The 19163-nt window shown below is 73.4% G+C and carries 10 protein-coding genes; 3 read left to right on the forward strand and 7 right to left on the reverse strand.

What is annotated here, in order from left to right; genetic code table 11:
• The 7 genes from AB0O34_RS26430 to AB0O34_RS26460 all read right to left on the reverse strand — a co-directional run.
• A partial coding sequence (locus tag AB0O34_RS26430) for a hypothetical protein (protein ID WP_363919728.1) occupies positions 1 to 232 on the reverse strand: 232 nt, incomplete at its 3' end.
• On the reverse strand, positions 229 to 1530 hold the full coding sequence (locus AB0O34_RS26435; protein ID WP_363919730.1) for a 2-oxo acid dehydrogenase subunit E2: 1302 nt from the start codon (positions 1528 to 1530) through the stop codon (positions 229 to 231). The genes AB0O34_RS26430 and AB0O34_RS26435, both read right to left, overlap by 4 nt.
• Positions 1527 to 2540 carry a transketolase C-terminal domain-containing protein gene (locus tag AB0O34_RS26440; protein WP_363919732.1) on the reverse strand — a complete coding sequence of 338 codons (1014 nt, stop codon included), beginning with the start codon at positions 2538 to 2540 and terminating at the stop codon, positions 1527 to 1529. The genes AB0O34_RS26435 and AB0O34_RS26440 overlap by 4 nt, the downstream gene beginning before the upstream one ends.
• Positions 2537 to 3532, reverse strand: coding sequence for a thiamine pyrophosphate-dependent dehydrogenase E1 component subunit alpha (locus AB0O34_RS26445; protein ID WP_363919734.1), 996 nt, complete (start codon positions 3530 to 3532; stop codon positions 2537 to 2539). The genes AB0O34_RS26440 and AB0O34_RS26445 overlap by 4 nt, the downstream gene beginning before the upstream one ends.
• On the reverse strand, positions 3529 to 4839 hold the full coding sequence (locus AB0O34_RS26450; protein ID WP_363919772.1) for a glycosyltransferase family 4 protein: 1311 nt from the start codon (positions 4837 to 4839) through the stop codon (positions 3529 to 3531). The genes AB0O34_RS26445 and AB0O34_RS26450 overlap by 4 nt, the downstream gene beginning before the upstream one ends.
• Entirely contained in the window at positions 4839 to 6122 is a 1284-nt protein-coding gene (locus AB0O34_RS26455) for a glycosyltransferase (protein WP_363919736.1), read from the reverse strand. Before AB0O34_RS26455 ends, AB0O34_RS26450 begins: the two co-directional genes overlap by 1 nt.
• Positions 6123 to 6130: 8 nt before the next feature.
• Positions 6131 to 6454 (reverse strand): phosphopantetheine-binding protein, encoded by a 324-nt coding sequence (locus AB0O34_RS26460; protein ID WP_363919738.1) that lies wholly within the window; start codon positions 6452 to 6454, stop codon positions 6131 to 6133.
• 379 nt (positions 6455 to 6833) lie between these two features.
• Between AB0O34_RS26460 and AB0O34_RS26465 the strand changes: the two genes are divergently transcribed.
• Genes AB0O34_RS26465 through AB0O34_RS26475 form a run of 3 tightly spaced genes read left to right on the forward strand, consistent with a single transcriptional unit; the run spans position 6834 to position 19140 of the window.
• Positions 6834 to 13301 (forward strand): amino acid adenylation domain-containing protein, encoded by a 6468-nt coding sequence (locus AB0O34_RS26465; RefSeq protein ID WP_363919740.1) that lies wholly within the window; start codon positions 6834 to 6836, stop codon positions 13299 to 13301.
• Positions 13298 to 18952, forward strand: a complete 5655-nt coding sequence (locus AB0O34_RS26470) for an amino acid adenylation domain-containing protein (protein ID WP_363919742.1) — start codon at positions 13298 to 13300, stop codon at positions 18950 to 18952. The genes AB0O34_RS26465 and AB0O34_RS26470 overlap by 4 nt, the downstream gene beginning before the upstream one ends.
• Complete coding sequence (locus AB0O34_RS26475; protein WP_363919744.1) at positions 18949 to 19140, forward strand: MbtH family protein; 192 nt, start codon at positions 18949 to 18951, stop codon at positions 19138 to 19140. Before AB0O34_RS26470 ends, AB0O34_RS26475 begins: the two co-directional genes overlap by 4 nt.
• Positions 19141 to 19163 lie beyond the last annotated feature (23 nt).

A 19163-nucleotide genomic window follows, 5' to 3' on the forward strand; every position in this document is an offset into this window, starting at 1 on the left:
GCCCGGACAGGCCGAATCCGAGCGTGACGTTCGGCGCGGCGACCTGGCGGTCGGTCTGGGCGGCCAGCCAGAGCCGCCGTTGCTCAGGAGAGCATTCGAGCAGGCCGGAGTCGCGGGGGACGAGGGGGATGGCGTCGCCGGCCGGTCGCCTGCGGGCCGCGAGCAGCCGGGCGACCAGTTCCTGGCGGTGCGAAGGGAGCCCGGCGACCCGCCCGCGCAGCTCGTCGCTCACGCCTTCTCACCGTCCTCGGCGGCGGGGAGCCCTTCAGGGGAGCCGAGGGTTTCCGGGGAGGCGGGGGCTGGGGGAGAGGCGAGGGTTCCGGGGGAGGCGAGGGCCGCGCGGAGGGCGTCCAGGAAGAGCACGGCGTCGCGGCCGTTCACGACGCGGTGGTCGAAAGCCACACCCAGGTACACGACCTCCCGTACGGCGAAGCCGCCCTCGCCGTCCGGGACCACCTCCTGCTGCGGCGCGGCGAGCGACAGCGCGCAGGCGTGCCCGGGAAAGATGATCGGCACCGCCAGCACCACACCGGGCTCGTTGTGCAGCGTCACGACGATGTTGGCGCCCTGGAGGTCGGACTCGCGCAGGTCACCGCGCATCGCGCTCAGCCGGAACGTCATGAGGTCGCGGGACACCTCCGCCAGCGAGCGCGCCGAGGCGTCCCTGACGACCGGGATGACCAGCCCCTTGCCGACGTCGAAGGTGACCCCCACGTGCGCCGCCGCCGAGAGCCGTACGGTGCGCGCGTCGACCGGGGAGGCGAAGAACATGGGGAACCGCCCGTGGAGCGACCCCACCGCCGTGACGAGCAGCTCGGGCAGGCCGACCAGCGTGCGCAGGCTCCGGGTGAGCGCGCGGCCGGCCGACAGCGCCGCGCCGACGTCGACCTTCATGACGGTGTACGCGGGCGGGATGGTCCGATGCGACAGCTCCACGACCGCCGCGGCGCGCTGCTGCGCGCGTGACAGCGTCAGGTCGGTGGTCCGCTCCGCGTCCCCACGCCTCCCGGGGACGGCCGGTTCGCGGGCGGGGACGGCCGGTCGCGGGGCGGGGACGCCCGCCGGTGCGAGCTCCTCGACGTCGGAACGGCGGATGATCTTCTTTCCGAGGCCGCGCACCCGCTCGGGGCCGATGCCGAGCCGGTCCATCAGGGCCTGGGCGGGAGCGGTGATGACCGGCTCGCCCTGGCCGCCGGGCTCCGCGGAGGCGCCGGGCCCGGCCGCGGAGCCTTCGCGGCCCGGCTCGGCCATGGAGGCTTCTCCGCCCCGCTCGCCGCCGGAGAGATACCGTTCCTCCCCGGGGGCGAACAGCCGGGCGATGACCTGGCCGGGCTCGCAGTCGGCGCCCTCCAGGAGATGGTGGCCGAGGACGCCCTCCGCCTCGGAGACGATCTCCTCGGCGGCCTTGGAGGTCTCCAGCACGGCCAGCGGCTCGCCGGCCCGTACGGTCTGGCCGTCCTTGGCGACCCACTCCACCAGCACGTACTGGGTGTCGTTGTTGTTCAGCTTGGGCACGCGCACGTCGATCATGCCAGGGCCTCCAGGACGGCCTCGCGGATGGTGGTGTCCTGGATCAGGACGTCGCGTTCGAGGTGGAGCGCGGTGGGGACCACGTCCGGGGCCGAGTGGACCACGCTCACCGGCAGGGGAAGGGAACCCCACAGGTGGCGGTGCAGCCGGTGGGCCACCTCGCTTCCCCAGGTGCCGCCGGCGGCGCTCTCCTCGGCCACGCAGACGTGCCGCGTGCCTTCCAGCAGCGGGAGCAGCGGCCCGGGGTCGAACGGGTAGAGCTGGGCGGGTACGAGGAGCTGGCAGGTGATCTCGTCGTTCAGCAGCAGGTCGCGCATGGCGGAAAGCGCCCGGTGGGCGACCCCGCCGGGCGCGATCAGGGTGCAGTCCGGCTCCGACCCGTCGTCGAGCCTGACGCGGGCCACGTACGGCGGCGGCCCGACCAGGTCGTAGGTGAACAGGTCGTCCACCTCTCGCCGCCGGTACGCGCGCCGCGTGTACAGGACCTTGTCCTCGAACAGCAGGCAGGGCTCGCCGAGGGACAGCAGGTGGGGCAGCAGCTCGCGGGCGTCGTGGAAGGGGCTCATCTCGAACACCGACAGCCCGGGGATGCCGATGAAGTGCTTCTGCAGGCTCTGGCTGTGCGTCGGGCCGTACCCCCGGCCGCCGCCGGTCGGGCAGCGCACCACGAGGGGGATCTCGACCCGCCTGCCGTACATCATGGTCGACTTGCTCGCGAAGTTCAGCAGCTGGTCGAACGCCAGCCCCGCGAAGTCGGCGAACATGATCTCGACGATGGCCTTGTCGCCCGCCAGCGCGAGACCCGCGCCGACGCCGACGATCCCGCCCTCGCTCAGCGGGGTGGCCATCACGCGCGGGCCGTACCGGGTGGAGAGGCCCTTGGTGACCTTGAAGGCCCCGCCGTACGGGTCGACGATGTCCTCGCCGAGCACGTGGACGCTCGGATCGTCGGCCATCACCTGGTGCAGCGCCTGGTTCAGGTTGTCGGCGATCCGCTCCGCCCGGGTCACCGGCGTTCCCCTGCGGCGGCGCGGGCGGAGGCCGCCGCGGCGGGTCGCGCGACGGGGGGACGCGCTGTGGAGGCGGGTCGTCCGACGGGGGGGCGGGCCGCGACCTCGGCGGCGACCTGTGCGACCAGCGCGCGCTGGCGGGCGTCGATCCGGGCGAACCGCTCGGGGAACGCCTCGGCGTACGCCCGGTGCCAGCCCGACCGCTCCGCGTGGAGCCGATCCTGCTCGGAGCGGGTGTCGTCCCCCTTGCTGTGCGGGCCGATCCGGTGGGCGGCGAACTCGACGACCAGCGGCCTGGAGGTCTGCCTGACCGCCGTGACCAGCGGCCCGAGCTGGTCGCGGATGTGCGCGAGGTCGACGGTGGCGAGCCGGTGGTGGCGGATGCCGAACGCCTCCGCCCGCGCGGCGATCGTGCCGGCCATCTGCGCGGCCGTCGGCGTGGACTGGGCGATGCCGTTGTTCTCCACGACGACGAGCAGCGGCGCCCGCCACAGCTGCGCCATGTTCAGCGCCTCGTACACCGAGCCCTCGCCGAAGGTGCCGTCTCCGATGTACGCGCAGGCGAGCCCGCCGTGGGTGGTCCGCTTGAGGCGCAGCGCCACGCCGACGGCGACCGGGAGGCTCTCGCCCTGCACCCCGGTGGACAGGAACCGTTGGTGGTAGATGTGCTGGCTGCCGCCCACGCCGCCGCACAGCGCGCCCTCGCGGCCCATGATCTCCGCGAGCAGCCCGTGCGGGTCGGGGTAGCGGGCCAGGAAGTGACCGTGGCCCCGGTGGTTGCTGAAGACGAAGTCGTCCTCGCCCAGCAGCGGGCTCAGCGCCACGGGGATGTGCTCCTGGCCGAGGCAGGTGTGGGTGGTCCCGTTGAGGGCGCCCCGCTCGAACAGCTCCAGCAGGGTCAGCTCGAAGTGGCGGATGAGCAGGAGCCGTTCGAGGTCCTCGTCGCCGACCTTGGCCACAGGCGGCCTGTACGCCTGCGCGGTGCCGATCACGGTGAATGGTCTCCTTGCTCGGGGACGGTTTCGGGCGGCGGGGTAGCGGCGTGGACCGCCAGCAGGGCGGCCAGCGCCGCCCGCCGTTCGGGGGTGAGCGCCTTGGCCCTCGGCCGGTCGGCGGCAGGGGCGGCCGGCGCGGGGGTCAGGTCGCTCAGGTAGCGCTCGAACGCCCGCTCGTCCAGCGAGGCGACGAAGGACGTGGCGGCCTCCCGCGACCGCCTGCCCAGCTCGCGGCGGTGACCGGGGTCGGACAGCAGCCGGTCGAGCGCCTCCGTCCACGGCCGCGCGTCCTGATCGGGCACGACCGGCGCGGGCCGCGCGTGCGCCCCGGCCTCGTACCCGGTGATGGGCCGCACCGGCAGCAGGTACGGCACGCCGAGCTTGGCCTCCGACAGGCCGCCGACGTCGGAGGCGAGCACGGGGATGCCGCGCAGCATGGCCTCCACGGCGGTGTAGCCGAACGTCTCGTCCCACAGCGACGGCATGACGAGGACCTTGGTCATGGCGAGGATCGCGCCGATGTCGTCGGCGGGCTCGACCAGCCTGATATTGGGCCTGCGGCGGAGCGCGTCGAGGTCGGCGTCGGTGGCGCCCCAGGTCGGCACGGCGAGGAAGGGCGTGTCCGGGCGGGCGTCGGCCAGGGCCAGGAACAGGGGCAGCCCCTTGTACGCGCAGGGGTTCACCATGGTCACCGCCCCCTCCTCACCGGGCTCGGGGCCGGTGAGGAGCGAGCCGTATACCTGCGGGTAGATGAGCTCCGACTCGATCGGCCCCCACTTCAGCAGGTGGTCCTGTGCCGCGCGGCTGACGGCGACGACCCCCGCGGCGGCCTTGACCAGGCGCGTCCCGGCGGCGCTCGGGTAGAACGCCCCCGGGCCGAAGGGAAGCTGCTGCAAGGTGTGCGCCAGGTAGACGACTCGCCCAGGCGTCGCCCGGGAGGCGGCGCCCAGCATGATCATGCCGGGGTCGTCGGACGGCACCAGCGTCCAGGACGGGTCCAGGGCCGCGGCCACGGCGCCGACCTCCCTGGCCAGCCGCGAGGGGCTGACGACGGCGTGCGCCACGACCCCCCGGTACTCGTAGGTCGCCGACTCGCCGGTCACCGAGCGGATCGCGGCCCCGAGGCCTTCGAGGTAGGACAGGTGCCGGTCGAGGGACGTGGGGCGGAGCGCGCCGGACAGGGGGGCGACGACGTGGCACTCGTGGCCCCGGGCGGCGAGCTGCTCCATCAGGATGCGGTTGGACTTGTTGGCCCCGCCGTGGGTCGGCAGGTGGAACATGTTCTGGGCGAGCAGGATCCGCATCACGACCCCCGCCGTGCGAGCCGGACGCGCAGGCGGTCGGCGACGATCCGCCGCTGCTCGGTGGACAGGTGGTCGAGCCGCCGGCGTATCCCGTCGGCGGGGGACTCGGCGGCGGGCGCCCCCAGCAGCGCGGTGATCCTCCCGGCCGCCTCGCCCAGCGCCCCGTGGGCGTCCTCCTCGCCGGGGGGAGGGGCGACGGTGCCCCGTTCGATCTCCTTGGCGAGGAGCGCGGAGACCGCCTCGGGCGTCCAGCGGGGTGCGGGGAGCCAGGAGGTCAGGCCGTGTCGTTCGAGGCGTTCGGCGTTGTCAGGCCTGTCGACCCCGTGGGCGAGGATGACCTGCGGGGTCCCGGCCCGCAACGCGCGGCTCAGGGTGCCGATGCCCCCGTGGTGCACGATCGCGGCGACCCGGGGCATGACCGCGCGGAAGGGCAGGCGCGGGTACCAGCTCACGCCGGGAGGCAGCGGGTCGGGTACCAGGTCGCGGTGCCGTACGACGAGCAGCACGGGCCGTCCGGCCAGCCTGCCGCCCTCAAGGGCGGCCGCGTAGAACTCCCGGTGCAGCATGCGCCCGGTGCCGCCGGTCACCAGCACCGGCCGCACCGGCCCTTCCAGCAGCCCGGCCACCTCCGGAGGCGGCGTCTCGTCCTGGTCGTCGTCCGCGAGGGGGAAGCCGGTCAGCCTGACCCGCGCGGGGGAGCGCGCCCCCGCCCGGTCGAACCAGCGCGGCCACAGGCCGAGTTCGAGCCGGGCCGAGGTGAACCAGGCGTCCCAGTCGGTGACCGGGCCGAGCCCCAGCTCGCTCCGTACGCGGGTGAGGCCGTCGGCGAGCACGTGGCGGTAGGCGTGCAGCGCGGCCCGCGCGGCCATGAGCTGGATCGGCGCCACGGCCACCCAGGCCGCGGGGGCGCCGAGCGCCTCGGCCGCGAAGAGCACCGAGAGCGCGGACGTGTGCCGCCCGACGAGCACCGTCTCGCCCGGGCGGTGCCGCGCGGCCAGGGCACCGAACTCCGTGATCATCTGCTCGAACAGCCCGTTGCGCTCGTAGAACTCCGGCCAGCCGAGGCCGTCCAGCAGCTCGGGGGTGTCGGCCAGCGTCCGTTCGAACTCCGCCTGGGTGTCGATGGCGACGAAGTCCAGCCCGGCTCGGGCGGCGTGCCCGCCGTAGTGGGCGTGGGTGAGGAGCGTGACGTCGTGGCCGCCGGCGCGGAGCTCCCGTCCGAGCCGCAAGAACGGCAGCACGTCGCCGTCGGTGCCATGGGTCACCAGCAGCATGGTGGCCATGAGGGGGGTCAGTCCTCCTCGGCGAGGAGGGCGAGCACGTCCTCGTCGGACAGACTCTCCAGTTCCGCGAGGAGCGCCGCGATCTCGGTGTCGCCGGCCGCTTCGAGCCGGCCGCGGTCGATCGCCCTGGCCGCCTCCGCGATGGTGAAGTCGCCGGTGAAAAGCAGGTCGACGGGCAGCTCGATCCCGTAGGTCTCCTGGACGCGCGCGAGGAACCTCACCATGGTCAGCGACTGGCCGCCGAGTTCGAAGAAGTCGTCGTCGACCGAGCCCGGCGTGACGCCCAGCAGCTCGGCCCATATCGCGGCGACCGCGGTCTCCGTGGCCGTCACGCGACCCTCCACGCGGTGTTCCGGGTGGTTTCGGGCGTGCCCAGCAGGAGCGAATGCGTCACTGAACCTCCAGCACGGGGGTTTCGTGGGGGTTTGTCAGGTGGGAGCGCTCCCACACCTTAGGGACGCGGCCGAACAAGTGTCAAGAATGACAAGGCTTTTGTGAGGATCCGGACACCTCCTTGTCATTGAATATCCTGCTATAACGGCTATTCCGGACGAAACGTGTATGACATCTTGACGCCACCAAAGCGCAATCCCTAACCTGTCGGCCTTGGGAGCGTTTGCACCACGCCTTATGTGATTTCGCTTTGGACGCGCGCTTGTCTGACGGACAAGAGCCCTTTCACCGCCGCGGTCCGGCAGAGGTACTGACGCAATGCGCGAGCCCACGGAAATGATCCCCCTCTCGTTCGGCCAGGAACGGTTGTGGTTCCTCGACCAGCTCCGTCCCGGGGACTCATCGCATCATCTCTTCACGACGTTACGGCTGAACGGCCCGCTCGACGTGCGGGTGCTCGAAAGGGCGCTGACCGAGGTCGTCGCGCGGCACGAGCCCCTTCGCGCGCGGTTCCCCGCGAGGGACGGCGGGCCGGTCCAAGTGATCGACGCCCCCGCCCCGTTCCCGCTGGAGTACGCCGAGCTCGGCGCCGGCGAGGTGCCCGGGTACCTCGCGGAGCGGACCAACCGCCCGTTCGACCTGGCCGCGGGGCCGCTGATCCGCGCGAGCGTGGCACGCCTCGGCCCCGGCGAGCACGTCCTGTGCCTGGTGGTCCACCACGTCGTCTGCGACGGCTGGTCGCTGAAGCTGCTGCTCGACGAGGTCGCGCGGCTGTACGCGGCGTTCGGCGAGGGCAAGCCGTCGCCGCTGCCGCCCCTGCCCGCGCGCTTCGCGGACTTCACCCGCTCACAGCGCGCCCCTGAGCCCGCCGGCGCGCCCGCCGGGGCTCCGGGGACCGGCGTGCCATCGGAGTCGCTGGAGTACTGGAGGGCGCGGCTCGCGGGGGCACCGGCCCTCGAACTGCCGGCCGACCGGCCACGGCCCGCGGTGGCCACGACCAACGGCGCGAGCCTGGTCGTCCCGCTCCCGCCCGGCCTGATGGAGGGCGTGCGGCGGCTCGCCGCCGGTGAGCGGTGCACGAGCTTCATGGTGCTCATGGCCGCCTACCAGGCCCTTCTCGCCCGCTACAGCGGCCAGGACGATCTGTGCGTGGGCTCGGCCGTCGGAGGGCGTGACCGGCTGGAGTACGGCTCCCTCATCGGGTTCTTCGCCGGCACCATCGTGCTGCGGGGCGACCTGTCCGGCGACCCCTCCTTCCGCGAGCTCCTCCAGCGCACCCGCGCCGCCGCGGTCGAGGCCTACCGCCACCAGACCGTGCCGTTCGAGCTGCTGCTGAACGAGCTCGGCGTCGAGCGCGACCTGAGCCGCGCCCCGCTGTTCCAGACGATGCTCGTGCTGCACGACATGGGGGAGACGCGGCTCGCCCTGCCGGGCGTCGGGGCGGAGGTGCTCGACGCCGGGTACCACCAGGTCCACCACGACCTGGTCGCCGACCTGTTCGGCGAGGGCGGCGAGCGGCGGCTCGTCCTCACCTACAACACCGACCTGTTCGAGCCCGGCACGATCGCCGGGTACGCCTCGGCCTTCCTTTCCCTCCTCTCCCGCGCCGTCGCCGACCCCGGTGTACGGCTGTCGCGGTTGCTGGGTGTGGAGGAGACCGAGCGGCGGCGGCTGCTGGAGGACGGCAACGGGCCCGAGCCGGCGATTCCCGGCCGGCCCACGGTGGTGGAGATGTTCTCGGCTCGTGTGGCCGGGAGCCCCGAGGCGGTGGCGGTGGTCCAGGGGGCGGTGGAGTTGTCGTACGCGGAGCTGGAGGTGGCCGCGTGCGCGGTGGCGGGGCGGTTGCGTGCCGCCGGGGTCGGGCGGGGGACCCTGGTGGCGGTGTTCGCGGAGCGTTCCGCCCAGACGCTGGCCGGTTTCCTGGGGACGATGGCGGCCGGAGCGGCCTACCTTCCCCTGGATCCGGGGTACCCGCCTGATCGGATCGCGATGGTGCTGGGCGACTCGGGGGCCGGTGTGGTGCTGGCCCAGCGTGATCTGGTGGACCGGCTCCCGGCACACCAGGCCACGCTGGTGCTCCTGGACCCCCTTCCCGGCACCGGCGTGGACCAGGAGGCGGGGGCCGAGTGGCCGGGTGTGCCGGTCGATGGCACGCGAAGCGCGGGGACCCTGCTCGCCGCGGGGCCGGTCGCCCGGCCGGGGGATCCGGCTTACGTGCTGTACACCTCGGGCTCGACGGGGCGACCCAAGGGTGTGGTGGTGCCGCATCGGGCGTTGACGAACTTCCTGGTCGCGATGCGCGGGGCGCTCGGGCCGGGGCCCACGGACCGATGGCTGGCGGTGACCTCGCCGTCCTTCGACATCTCGGGCCTGGAGATGTACCTGCCGCTGGTGACCGGCGCCCGGGTGGTGATCGCCGAGCCCGGTGTCGCCCGTGACGGCGCCGCGCTGGCGGGCCTGATCGAGCGGTCCGGGGTCACCCACGCGCAGCTCACCCCGTCGGGATGGCGCGTCCTGCTGGACGCCGGCTTCGACGGACCGGAGGTGACCGCGCTGGCGGGCGGGGAGGCGCTGCCGCCGCCGCTGGCCGGTGAGCTGCGCTCCCGGGTCGGGCGGCTGTGGAACATGTACGGGCCGACCGAGACCACCATCTGGTCCACCGCCTGGCAGGTCCCCGAGCGGCCCGGGAGCGTGAGCATCGGCGGCCCGATCGCCAACACCCGTGTGTACGTCGTGGACGAGGAGCTCGAACTCGTACCCGATGGCGTCCCGGGCGAGCTGGTCATCGGGGGAGACGGCGTGGCCGACGGCTACCTCGGCCGCCCCGGCCTGACCTCGGAGCGGTTCGTCCCCGATCCCTTCGGCCCGGCGGGCGGGCGGCTGTACCGGACCGGTGACACCGCCCGCAGGCGCCACGACGGCACGCTGGAGTTCCTCGGGCGTTCCGACACCCAGGTCAAGCTGCGCGGGCACCGCATCGAGCTGGGCGAGATCGAGGCGGCGCTGGCCTCCCAGGCCGGGGTCCGCCAGGCCGTGGTCGCCCTCCGCCGGGAGACCCTGGTCGCCTACGTGATCGGGCAGGCCGACAGGGCAGCGCTCACCGACCTGCTCCCCGCGTACATGATCCCCTCGGTCTTCGTCCCGATGACCGAGTTCCCCCTCACTCCCAACGGCAAGCTGGACAGAAAGGCCCTGCCCGACCCCGAGGCCCCCGTCCCGGGCAGAGGACGGCGGCCCGAGACCCCGGCCGAACACCGCATCGCGGCGATCTTCGCCGAGGTCCTCCAACCCGGCGAAGCCGCCGGACGCGGCGCCACCGGTACGGCCGGCCCGGCCGTGGACGGTCGTACCGGGGCCGGGTGGGTCGGGGCGGATGACGACTTCTTCGCGCTCGGCGGGCACTCGCTGCTGGCGACCAAGGTGGTCGCCAGGCTCGCCGACGCGCTGGGCGTGCGCATCCCGGTGCGCGAGCTGTTCGCGCACCCCACGGTGGCCGGGCTCGCCGCCGTCGCCGAGCGGTCCGACGCGAGCGCGGCGCCGTACGAGCCGAGGCCCGAGGGGGCGCCGGTGCCGCTGTCGGCCGCCCAGGAACGGCTGTGGTTCCTGCACCGCCTCGATCCCGGCGACGCCTCCTACAACGTCTACCTGGTACGGAGGATCTCAGGGCCGCTCGACGCCGGCCTCCTGGACACGGCCCTCACGGGGCTCACGGCTCGCCACGAGGGCCTGCGCACCCGCTATCCCCACGACGACGGCAAACCGCTCGCCGTGGTCGAGCCGGTGACAGCACTGCGATTCGAGCGCGTCGACGCCACATCCGAGGAGCATGCCCGGAGACTGGCCGGCGCGCGGGTCAACGCGCCGTTCGACCTCGCCGGCGCGCCGCCGTTCCGCGCCACGCTGATCAGGCTCTCGCCGGTGGACCACGTCGTCTGCGTCGTGTCGCACCACATCGCGGCCGACGGGTGGTCGCTCACCATCCTGTTCGACGACCTGGCCCGCCTGTACGGGTCGGCGCGGCGCGGCCTGCCCGCGGACCTGGCGCCGCAGCCTCTCCAGCCCGGCGACGTCGCCTACCGGCAGCGCCTGCGGGAGGGGCACGACGGGTACGAGGCCGCCCTCGCGTACTGGCGTGAACGCCTGGACGCGCTGCCCGCGCTCGACCTGCCCACCGACCGGCCGCGCACGGCGGCCTCCCCCCACCGGAGCGGCTCCCATCGCCTGGTGCTGCCCGGCGACCTCGCCGCCGCGCTGGAGCGGACCGGCAGGGAGCACGGCGCCACGCTGTTCATGGTGCTGCTGGCCGCCTACCAGGTTCTGCTGTCCCGCCACAGCGGGCAGGAGGACTTCGCGGTCGGATCGCCCACGGCGGGACGTGACCGCACCGAGTTGGAGCGGGTCGTCGGCTACTTCACCAACACCCTGGTGCTGCGTGCCGACCTCGCCGGCGACCCGGTGTTCGGGGAGTTCCTCGCACGGGTGCGGGAGGCCGTGCTGGACGCCCACACGCATCAGGAGATCCCGTTCGAGCGGCTGCTGGCGGATCTCGGCGTGGACCGCGACACCAGCAGGACGCCGCTCTTCCAGACCATGCTGATCCTGCACAGCCAGGAAAGCCTCGCGCCCGAGCCGTTCGACGGCCTGCCGTCCGAGCCGTTCGATGCAGGAAACGATCACGCCAAGTTCGACGTGATGCTGGAGGCCTGGCGAGGCGGGGACGACCTGACGCTTCTGTTCAACTACGACGCCGATCTGTTCGACGCCGTGACGGTCGAGAACCTGGCCGCCCGCATGGCCGTCCTGCTCCGGAGCGTCGTATCCGGCACCGGACTGCCCGTCTCGGCACTCCCGATGCACACCCGATCCGACACCACCGCCCTACGCCGCCTCGTCACCGGCACCGGTACCGGAACGGGCGGGACGAGCGGGGTTCGTACCGTGCCTGAGTTGGTCGGGCACGCGGTGCGGCGTGCTCCCGCGGCGGTCGCGGTGGAGTGCGGGGGCCAGGCGACCACCTACGCCGAGCTGGACGAACGCGCCCGCCGGCTCGCCCCGCTGCTGCGCGGCCACGAGGTCGTCGGCGTGTGCCTCGGACGGTCGCCGGGCACGATCGTGACCCTCCTGGCCGTCTGGTACGCGGGTGCCGCCTACCTTCCCCTCGACCCGGAGTATCCGCCCGAGCGGCTGGCCGGACTGATCCGCGACGCGGGCGTCTCGCTGGTCGTCACCGACGAGGCGGACGGGGTGCCCTCCGGGACACAGGGGTCGCCGTTCCCGTCCGTGAGCACGGTGACGACGGTGAAGGTCGACAAAGCCGGCCGGGCCGTCCTGCCCGGTACGGGCGGTGCCGCCTGGCCGTACCCCGAAGGCCTCGCGGACCCGGACCCGGGTGAGGACTCGGGAGGCGAGGGGCGGCCCGGGGCGGGGGCGTACGTCATCTATACGTCGGGGTCGACGGGGGCGCCCAAGGGTGTGGTGGTCGAGCACGCGGGCCTCGCGGAACGCGTGCGGTGGATGGCGGCGGACTACGGGCTCGGGCCGGGCGACAGGGTCGTGCAGTTCGCGTCCCTCAGCTTCGACACCCACGCCGAGGAGATCTACCCGGCCCTCGCCGCAGGGGCGACCGTGGTCATGCTGCCCGACGGCGGCGCGTCCCTGCCCGACCACCTGGCCGCCTCGGCCGGTGTCACCGTGCTCGACCTGCCGACGGCCTACTGGCATCGCCTGGTGGACATGATCGACGAGATACGGTGGCCGGCGGCGCTGCGGCTGGTGATCCTCGGCGGGGAGCAGGTTCACGCGGGCGCCGTGGCGCGATGGCGGGCGAGGTTCGGGGACCGGGTGCGGCTGGTCAACACCTACGGGCCGACCGAGACGACCATCATCGCCACCGCCGCCGATCTGGGCGACGACGGCGGCTCCCGCCCGCCGCTCGGGCGGCCGATCGCCGGGACAGGCGTGTACGTGATGGACGCCCGGGGCGAGCTCGTACCGCCCGGCGTGCCCGGCGAGCTGTGCGTCGGCGGCGCGGGCGTCGCGCGGGGCTACCTCGGACGGCCCGCCCTGACCGCCGCGCGGTTCGTGCCCGACCCGTTCGGTCCCCCCGGCTCCCGGCTCTACCGCACGGGCGACCGGGCCCGGCTGCGGAACGACGGGCAGCTGGAGTTCCTCGGACGCCTGGACGACCAGGTCAAGGTGCGCGGCTACCGCATCGAGCCCGGCGAGGTGGAGGCCAGGCTGCTGGCCCATCCTGACGTCGGTGAGGCCGCTGTGGCGGTCCGCGACGACACGCTCGTGGCCTACGTCACCGGCCCGGTGCCGTTCGAGGCGCTGCGGCGCCACGCGGCGGAGACGCTGCCGCCGTACATGGTGCCCGGCCTGTGGGCGCGGCTCGACCGGTTGCCGCTGACGACCGGCGGGAAGGTCGACCGTACGGCGCTGCCCGAGGTCGAGCCCGAGCGGGAGACGCGCTTCGTGCCCCCGCGCACCGACGCCGAGCAACTGGTCGCCGAGATCTGGGCCGAGGTGCTCGAACTCGACCGGGTCGGCGCGCTGGACGACTTCTTCCACCTCGGCGGCCACTCGCTGCTGGCCGTACAGGTGACGGCCCGGATCCGGGCCAACGTCGAGGTCGACATGCCGATCCGCACGATCTTCGCCCGCCGCACGGTCGCCGAGCTGGCCGCCGCGCTGGAGGAGCTCCTGCTGGAGGAGCTGACCGGCCTCTCCGACGAGGAGGCCCTCGGCCTGCTCGAAACCGCGCACGATCCCCTGGAGAGCCCGTGACCACGGACCTGTCGGCGGCCAAGCAGGCGTTGCTGGCCCAGCGACTTCGACGGCGTGCGGCCGTGACGACCATCGCCGCCCGCCCGGAGGGCACGGTCCCGCCGCTCTCGCACGCCCAGGAACGGTTCTGGTTCCTGGAGCAGTACGTGCCGGGCACCGCCGCGTACGTCGTGCCCTTCTCGGTGCGGCTGACCGGGGAGCTGGACCAGGAGTGCCTCCACCGCGCCCTCGCCGGCGTCGTGGCCCGCCACGAGAGCCTGCGCACCCGGTTCGTCACCACCGACGACGGGCGGCCCGAGGTGGTCGTGGACGCCGAGCCCCGCGCCGGCTTCCGCGTCGCCGAGGCCGATGGCGAGGACCGGGCCCGCGAGCTGGTCAACGAGGAGATCGTCCGCCCGTTCGACCTGGAGAGCGGGCCCCTGCTGCGGGCGCTGCTCGTACGGCTCGGCCCGCGCGACCACGTGCTGCTGCTCACCATGCACCACGCCGTGACCGACGGCCGGTCCTGCGACATCCTGATCCGCGAGATCCTGGCGCTGCACGACGACCACCGGGCCGGCCGTCCGCCCTCGCTTCCGCCGCCCCCCGCGCAGTACGGCGACTACGCGATCTGGCAGCGCCGGCGCATGGGCTCGCCCGACTACGTTCGCGACGTCGACTACTGGAAGCGGCGGCTTTCCGGCCTGTCCCCGCTCGAACTGCCCGCCGACCTGCCACGACCGGCGACGCAGGGCTTCGGCGGCGCCCAGTACGGATTCCCCCTCGACGCGGAGCTGGCCTCGGCGGTCGCCCGGCTCGGTGACGCGTACGGCGCGACGCCGTACATGACCCTGCTGGCGGCCTTCCAGGCGCTGCTCGCGCGCTACTCGGGGTCGGTGGACTTCGCGGTCGGGTCGCCGATCAGCGGGCGCGGGCTGCCGGAGCTGGAGGCGGTCGTGGGGGTGTTCGTGAACACGCTCCCGATGCGCGCCGACCTTTCCGGCGACCCCCGTTTCACCGAGCTGCTCGGCCGGTGCCGTGAGACGGCCCTGGACGCTTATTCACACCAGGAACTGCCCTTCGACCAGCTGGTGAACGAGCTCGCCATCGAGCGTGATGTCAGCCGCTCGCCGGTTTTCCAGGTGCTTTTCGCGCTGCAGAACTACCGGGGGAAGGATGGGAGGGCCCCGGAGCCGCCGCCGGGCTTTTCCATGAGCGGCTTCCCGTTCGACACCACCATCACCCGATTCGACCTGGCGCTGTATTTGACCGGGACCCCAGACGACGGTTTATGGGGAAATTTCACCTTTAATACCTCCTTGTTCCTGCCGGAGACGGTGGAGCGGATGGCCGGCCATTTCGAGAGCCTGCTCCGCTCGGTCGTCGCCGCCCCCGATACCCGGATCTCCGAGGTCCGGCTCCCGTACGGCCGGGCGCTGGAGTTCGCGACCTCGCCCGCCCCCGAGCCGCCCGAGCACGAGGTGCTGCACCGGCTCGTCACCGCCCAGGCGGCCCGCACCCCCACCGCGACCGCCGTGGTGTACGGCGGCACCGCCCTCACCTACGCAGAGCTGGACGAGCGGTCCGACCGGCTGGCCCGCCACCTGGTGGGCCTCGGCGTGGGCCGCGACCAGCGGGTGGCCATCTGCCTGGAGCAGTCGGCGGAGCTGGCCGTCGCCGTCGTCGGCGTGCTGAAGGCGGGCGGCGCGTACGTGCCGCTCGATCCCGAGCACCCCGAGGAGCGGCTGGCGTACGCGCTGGCCGACGCGGGCGTGCGGGTCGCGGTCACCACCACCGCGCTACGTGCCCGCCTGCCCCGCGAGGCCCCCTCACCGGGCCCCGGCGAGCGGGCGTCCCGCGAACTGGCGGCCGTCTGCCTGGACACGGGCGTCCTCGACGACGTGCCCCCCGGGCCCGTGGAGACCGGGGTCACCGGCCGCGACCTGGCCTACGTCATCTACACCTCGGGCACCACCGGCAGGCCCAAGGGCGTCGCCGTCCAGCATCGCGAGGTGCTCTTCTACCTGTCCGGCGTGCGGGAGCGGTTCGCCGCCGAGATGCGCCACGCCGCGGCGGCCGGCTCCCACGCGAACGGCGTCCATACCGGCACCGGCACGGGGTTCGAGCCTGGAGACTCGTTCGCGCTCCTGCAGTCGCTGGCCTTCGACTTCGGCGTCACCGTCTTCTACCTGTCCCTGATGACCGGCGGCACGCTGCACCTGATCCCCTCCCGTACGGCCGCGCCCGACCTCGTCGCGTACTTCGCCGAAGCCGGCATCGACTACCTGAAGATCACCCCGTCGCACCTCGCCGCGCTGCTGGCGGAGGCGAGCCCGCGGGACCTGCTGCCCCGGCGCCTGCTCGTCCTCGGCGGCGAGGCCTCGCCGTGGGCGTGGGCCAAGGAACTGGCCGCCCTCGGGAAGTGCGCGGTGGTCAACCACTATGGGCCCACCGAGGCCACGGTCGGCGTCACCACCCTGCGCGCCGACCCGGCCGTCCCCGACGTGGCGGCCACGCTGCCGATCGGCCGGCCGCTGCCGGGCGCCCGCGCGTACGTGCTGGACGAGCACCTGCGGCCCGTGCCCGTCGGCGTGCCGGGGGAGATCCACCTCGGCGGGGAGCGGCTGGCGCGCGGCTACCTCGGCAGGCCCGCGCTCACCGCCGACCGCTTCCTTCCCGACCCGTACGGCGAGCCCGGCGCGCGCATGTACCGCACAGGGGACCTCGGCCGGTGGCTTCCGGACGGCGACCTGCAGTTCCTCGGCCGCCGGGACCTGCAGGTCAAGGTGCGCGGCTACCGCGTCGAGCTGGGGGAGATCGAGACCCTGCTCCAGGAGCACCCGGCCGTCGCCCAGGCCGTCGTCGACCTGCGCGACCGGGGGCTGGTCGCCTACCTCGTCGCCGCGAGCGGGGACGCGCGCCCGGGCGCCGGCGAGCTGCGGACCTGGATCCGCGAGCGGCTGCCCGACTACATGGTCCCGGTCAAGTACGCCTGGCTGGACGCGCTGCCCTTCAAGTCCCACGGCAAGGTCGACAGGGCCGCCCTGCCGGAGCCGGACGACGAGCGGCCCGCGGAAGGGGCAGAGTACGTCCCGCCGGAGACCCCGCTGGAGGAGGCGGTCGCGGAGGTCTGGGCGAAGGTGCTCGGGCTGGACCGCGTCGGCGCGCTGGACGACTTCTTCGACCTCGGAGGGCACTCCCTGCTCGCCATGCAGGTCATCGCGCGGCTGCGGTCGCTGGCCGGTCACCCGGTCACGATCATGGACCTGTTCACGCACTCGACGGTGCGCTCGCTCGCGCGCCTCATGCAGGTGGGCGACGACGGTCCCCGCAAGCTGCTGCACCGGCTCACCCCCGCCCGCCGCGCGACCGCGACCCTGGTCTGCGCCCCGTACGGCGGTGGCAGCGCGGTCATCTACAAGGACCTGGCCGACGCCCTGCCGCGCGACTGGGCGCTGTACTCGATCGCGGTCCCCGGGCACGAGCTGGGGGAGGAGTCGCGGCCGATCGCCGAGGTGGCGAGCGAGTGCGTCGAGGAGATCCTCGCCGCGGTGGACGGCCCCCTGGTGCTGTACGGGCACTGCGGGCTCGGGGCGATGCTGGCGGCGGAGATCGTGCGCCGCCTGGAGGCCGCGGGGCGGAAGGTCGACGCGGTGTACCTCGGCGGGAGCTTCCCGTTCGCCCGGCCGAAAGGGCTCATGTCGCGGGTGTCGGACTGGATGGAACGCCTCCGCAGCGACCAGGCGATGGCCAACGCGCTCACCGCGACGGGGATGGACGTCGAGGAGGTCGACCCGGAGCAGCTGAAGCTCATCATCCGCAACCGGCGGCAGGGCACGCGCCAGGCCGAGCGGTACTTCGGCCGGCTGTTCGAGGAGCGGACGGCGCCGTTCGAGGCGCCCGTCGTCGCCGTCGTGGGCGAGCGCGACCCCGCCACCGAGTTCTACCAGGAACGCTTCCGCGAGTGGCACTGTGTCTCGGACTCGACGGCCCTGGTCGTGCTGGACGAAGCAGGCCACTTTTTCATGAAATATCGCGCGGAAGAGCTGGCGGCGATCCTCACCGGGGTCCACCCGGCCATCGCCGCCGGCCGCACCGAGCCGTACCTGCGCCGCGAGGACTCCACATGGTGGCTGCACGACGTCTCCACCGCCGCCCCCGCCACCGCGGAGCCGCGGACCACAGGGAACGGCATGCCCCCGGAGACCGCGGCGAGCGACGGGCCACCGGCCCTCCCGGGAACCGACGCGGCCGGCCGGCAGGCGGCACCGAAGGCGGCCGGGGTAGGGCCGAGGCCGAGCATGCGGCGGTTCGCGGTCGTGGCCGCCGGGCAGCTCGTCTCGATCACCGGATCGGCGCTGACCGAGTTCGCCATCCCCATCTGGATCTACCTGACCACGGGATCGCTGGCCAGCTTCGCGCTGTTCGCCGTGCTCGGGCTGGTCCCCGGCATGCTGGTGTCCCCGCTCGCGGGCGCCATCGTCGACCGCTCGGACCGCCGCCGCGTCATGCTCGCCGGGGACATCGGGGCGGGCTCCACGCAGGTGATCCTCGGCGTGCTGCTGTGGACAGACCACCTGCGGACGTGGCACATCTACCCGCTGCTGGTGTGCCTGTCGGTCGCGCTCACCTTCCAGCGGCTGGCGTACGGCTCAGCGATCCCGCAGCTGGTGCCCAAGCGCTACCTCGGCCACGCCAACGGCGTGGTGCAGATGGTCATCGGCACCTCGCAGCTCATCGTCCCGCTGGTCGCCGCCGGGCTGATGGCCACGATCGGCCTGTCCGGCATCCTGGTCATCGACGTGGCGAGCTACGCCGTGGCGATCCTGAGCGTGGCGCTCGTCCGGTTCCCGTCCTCGATGGCGTGGAAGCGGCGCGAGTCCGTGGTGACCGAGATGGTGAACGGCTTCCGCTACTCGTGGGGGAACAGGTCGTTCCGGTCCATGCTGGCGTTCTTCGCCGTGCTCAACATCTTCCTCTCGCCACTCTTCCTGATGATCTCGCCCCTGGTGCTGGCGTCCGGCACGCTCGCCGACGTCGGCCGGGTCGCCTTCGCGGGCGGGCTCGGCGCGTTCCTCGGCGGCCTCGCCATGACGGTGTGGGGCGGCCCGCGCAGGCGGCGCCTTCGCGGCGTGCTGCTCGCGACCCTGGCCCTGGCCGCCTTCTGCCTGGTCACCGGCCTGCGCGACGATCTGGTCGTGATCGGCGCCGGAGCCTTCGGCATGTCGTTGTGGCTCACCCTCCTCAACGGCGTCTACGCCACGATCATCCAGGTCAAGGTGCCCCAGCGGTTCCACGGCCGGGTGATCGCGCTGAACACGCTGGTCGCCTGGTCCACCCTCCCCATCGGCTTCGGCCTCGTGGCCCCGTACGGCACGGCGGTGTTCGAGCCGCTGCTGGCCCACGGCGGCCCGCTGGCGGGCACCGTCGGCTCCCTCATCGGGACGGGCCCGGGGCGCGGGATCGGCTTCATGTACATCTGCTTCGCCCTCGCCATGGCGGTGACGGCGCTGGTGGCGATGCGCGTCAAGGCACTGGCCCGCTTCGACGAGGTCGTCCCCGACGCGCTGCCCGACGACCTGGTCGGCGTCGAGGCCCTGCGCGCCCGTACCCCGGCGCCCGACCACGAGAACCTCATCGATCGACGACCACCTCTCAAGGAGTCCCCGTGACCGAAGCCCCGCACCGCGTCGTCCTCAACGGCGAGGAGCAGTACTCCCTGTGGCCGTCGGACCGCGAGATCCCGGCCGGCTGGCGCCCCGACGCCTTCGAGGGCACCCGGGAGGAGTGCCTCGCCCACATCGAGGAGGTCTGGACGGACATGCGCCCCCTCAGCGCGAGAACCCCCGCCACCCTGTGACCGCACCCGGTGATGGCCCAGCC

It is taken from the genome of Sphaerisporangium sp. NPDC088356 (assembly GCF_040685555.1).
GTDB lineage: Bacteria > Actinomycetota > Actinomycetes > Streptosporangiales > Streptosporangiaceae > Sphaerisporangium.

Bases quoted from the DNA above. Each gene is read 5' to 3' on its own strand.
- AB0O34_RS26435 (WP_363919730.1), bottom strand. From the start codon at position 1,530: ATGATCGACGTGCGCGTGCCCAAGCTGAACAACAACGACACCCAGTAC.
- AB0O34_RS26450 (WP_363919772.1), bottom strand. From the start codon at position 4,839: ATGCGGATCCTGCTCGCCCAGAACATGTTCCACCTGCCGACCCACGGC.
- AB0O34_RS26455 (WP_363919736.1), bottom strand. From the start codon at position 6,122: ATGGCCACCATGCTGCTGGTGACCCATGGCACCGACGGCGACGTGCTG.
- AB0O34_RS26465 (WP_363919740.1), top strand. From the start codon at position 6,834: ATGCGCGAGCCCACGGAAATGATCCCCCTCTCGTTCGGCCAGGAACGG.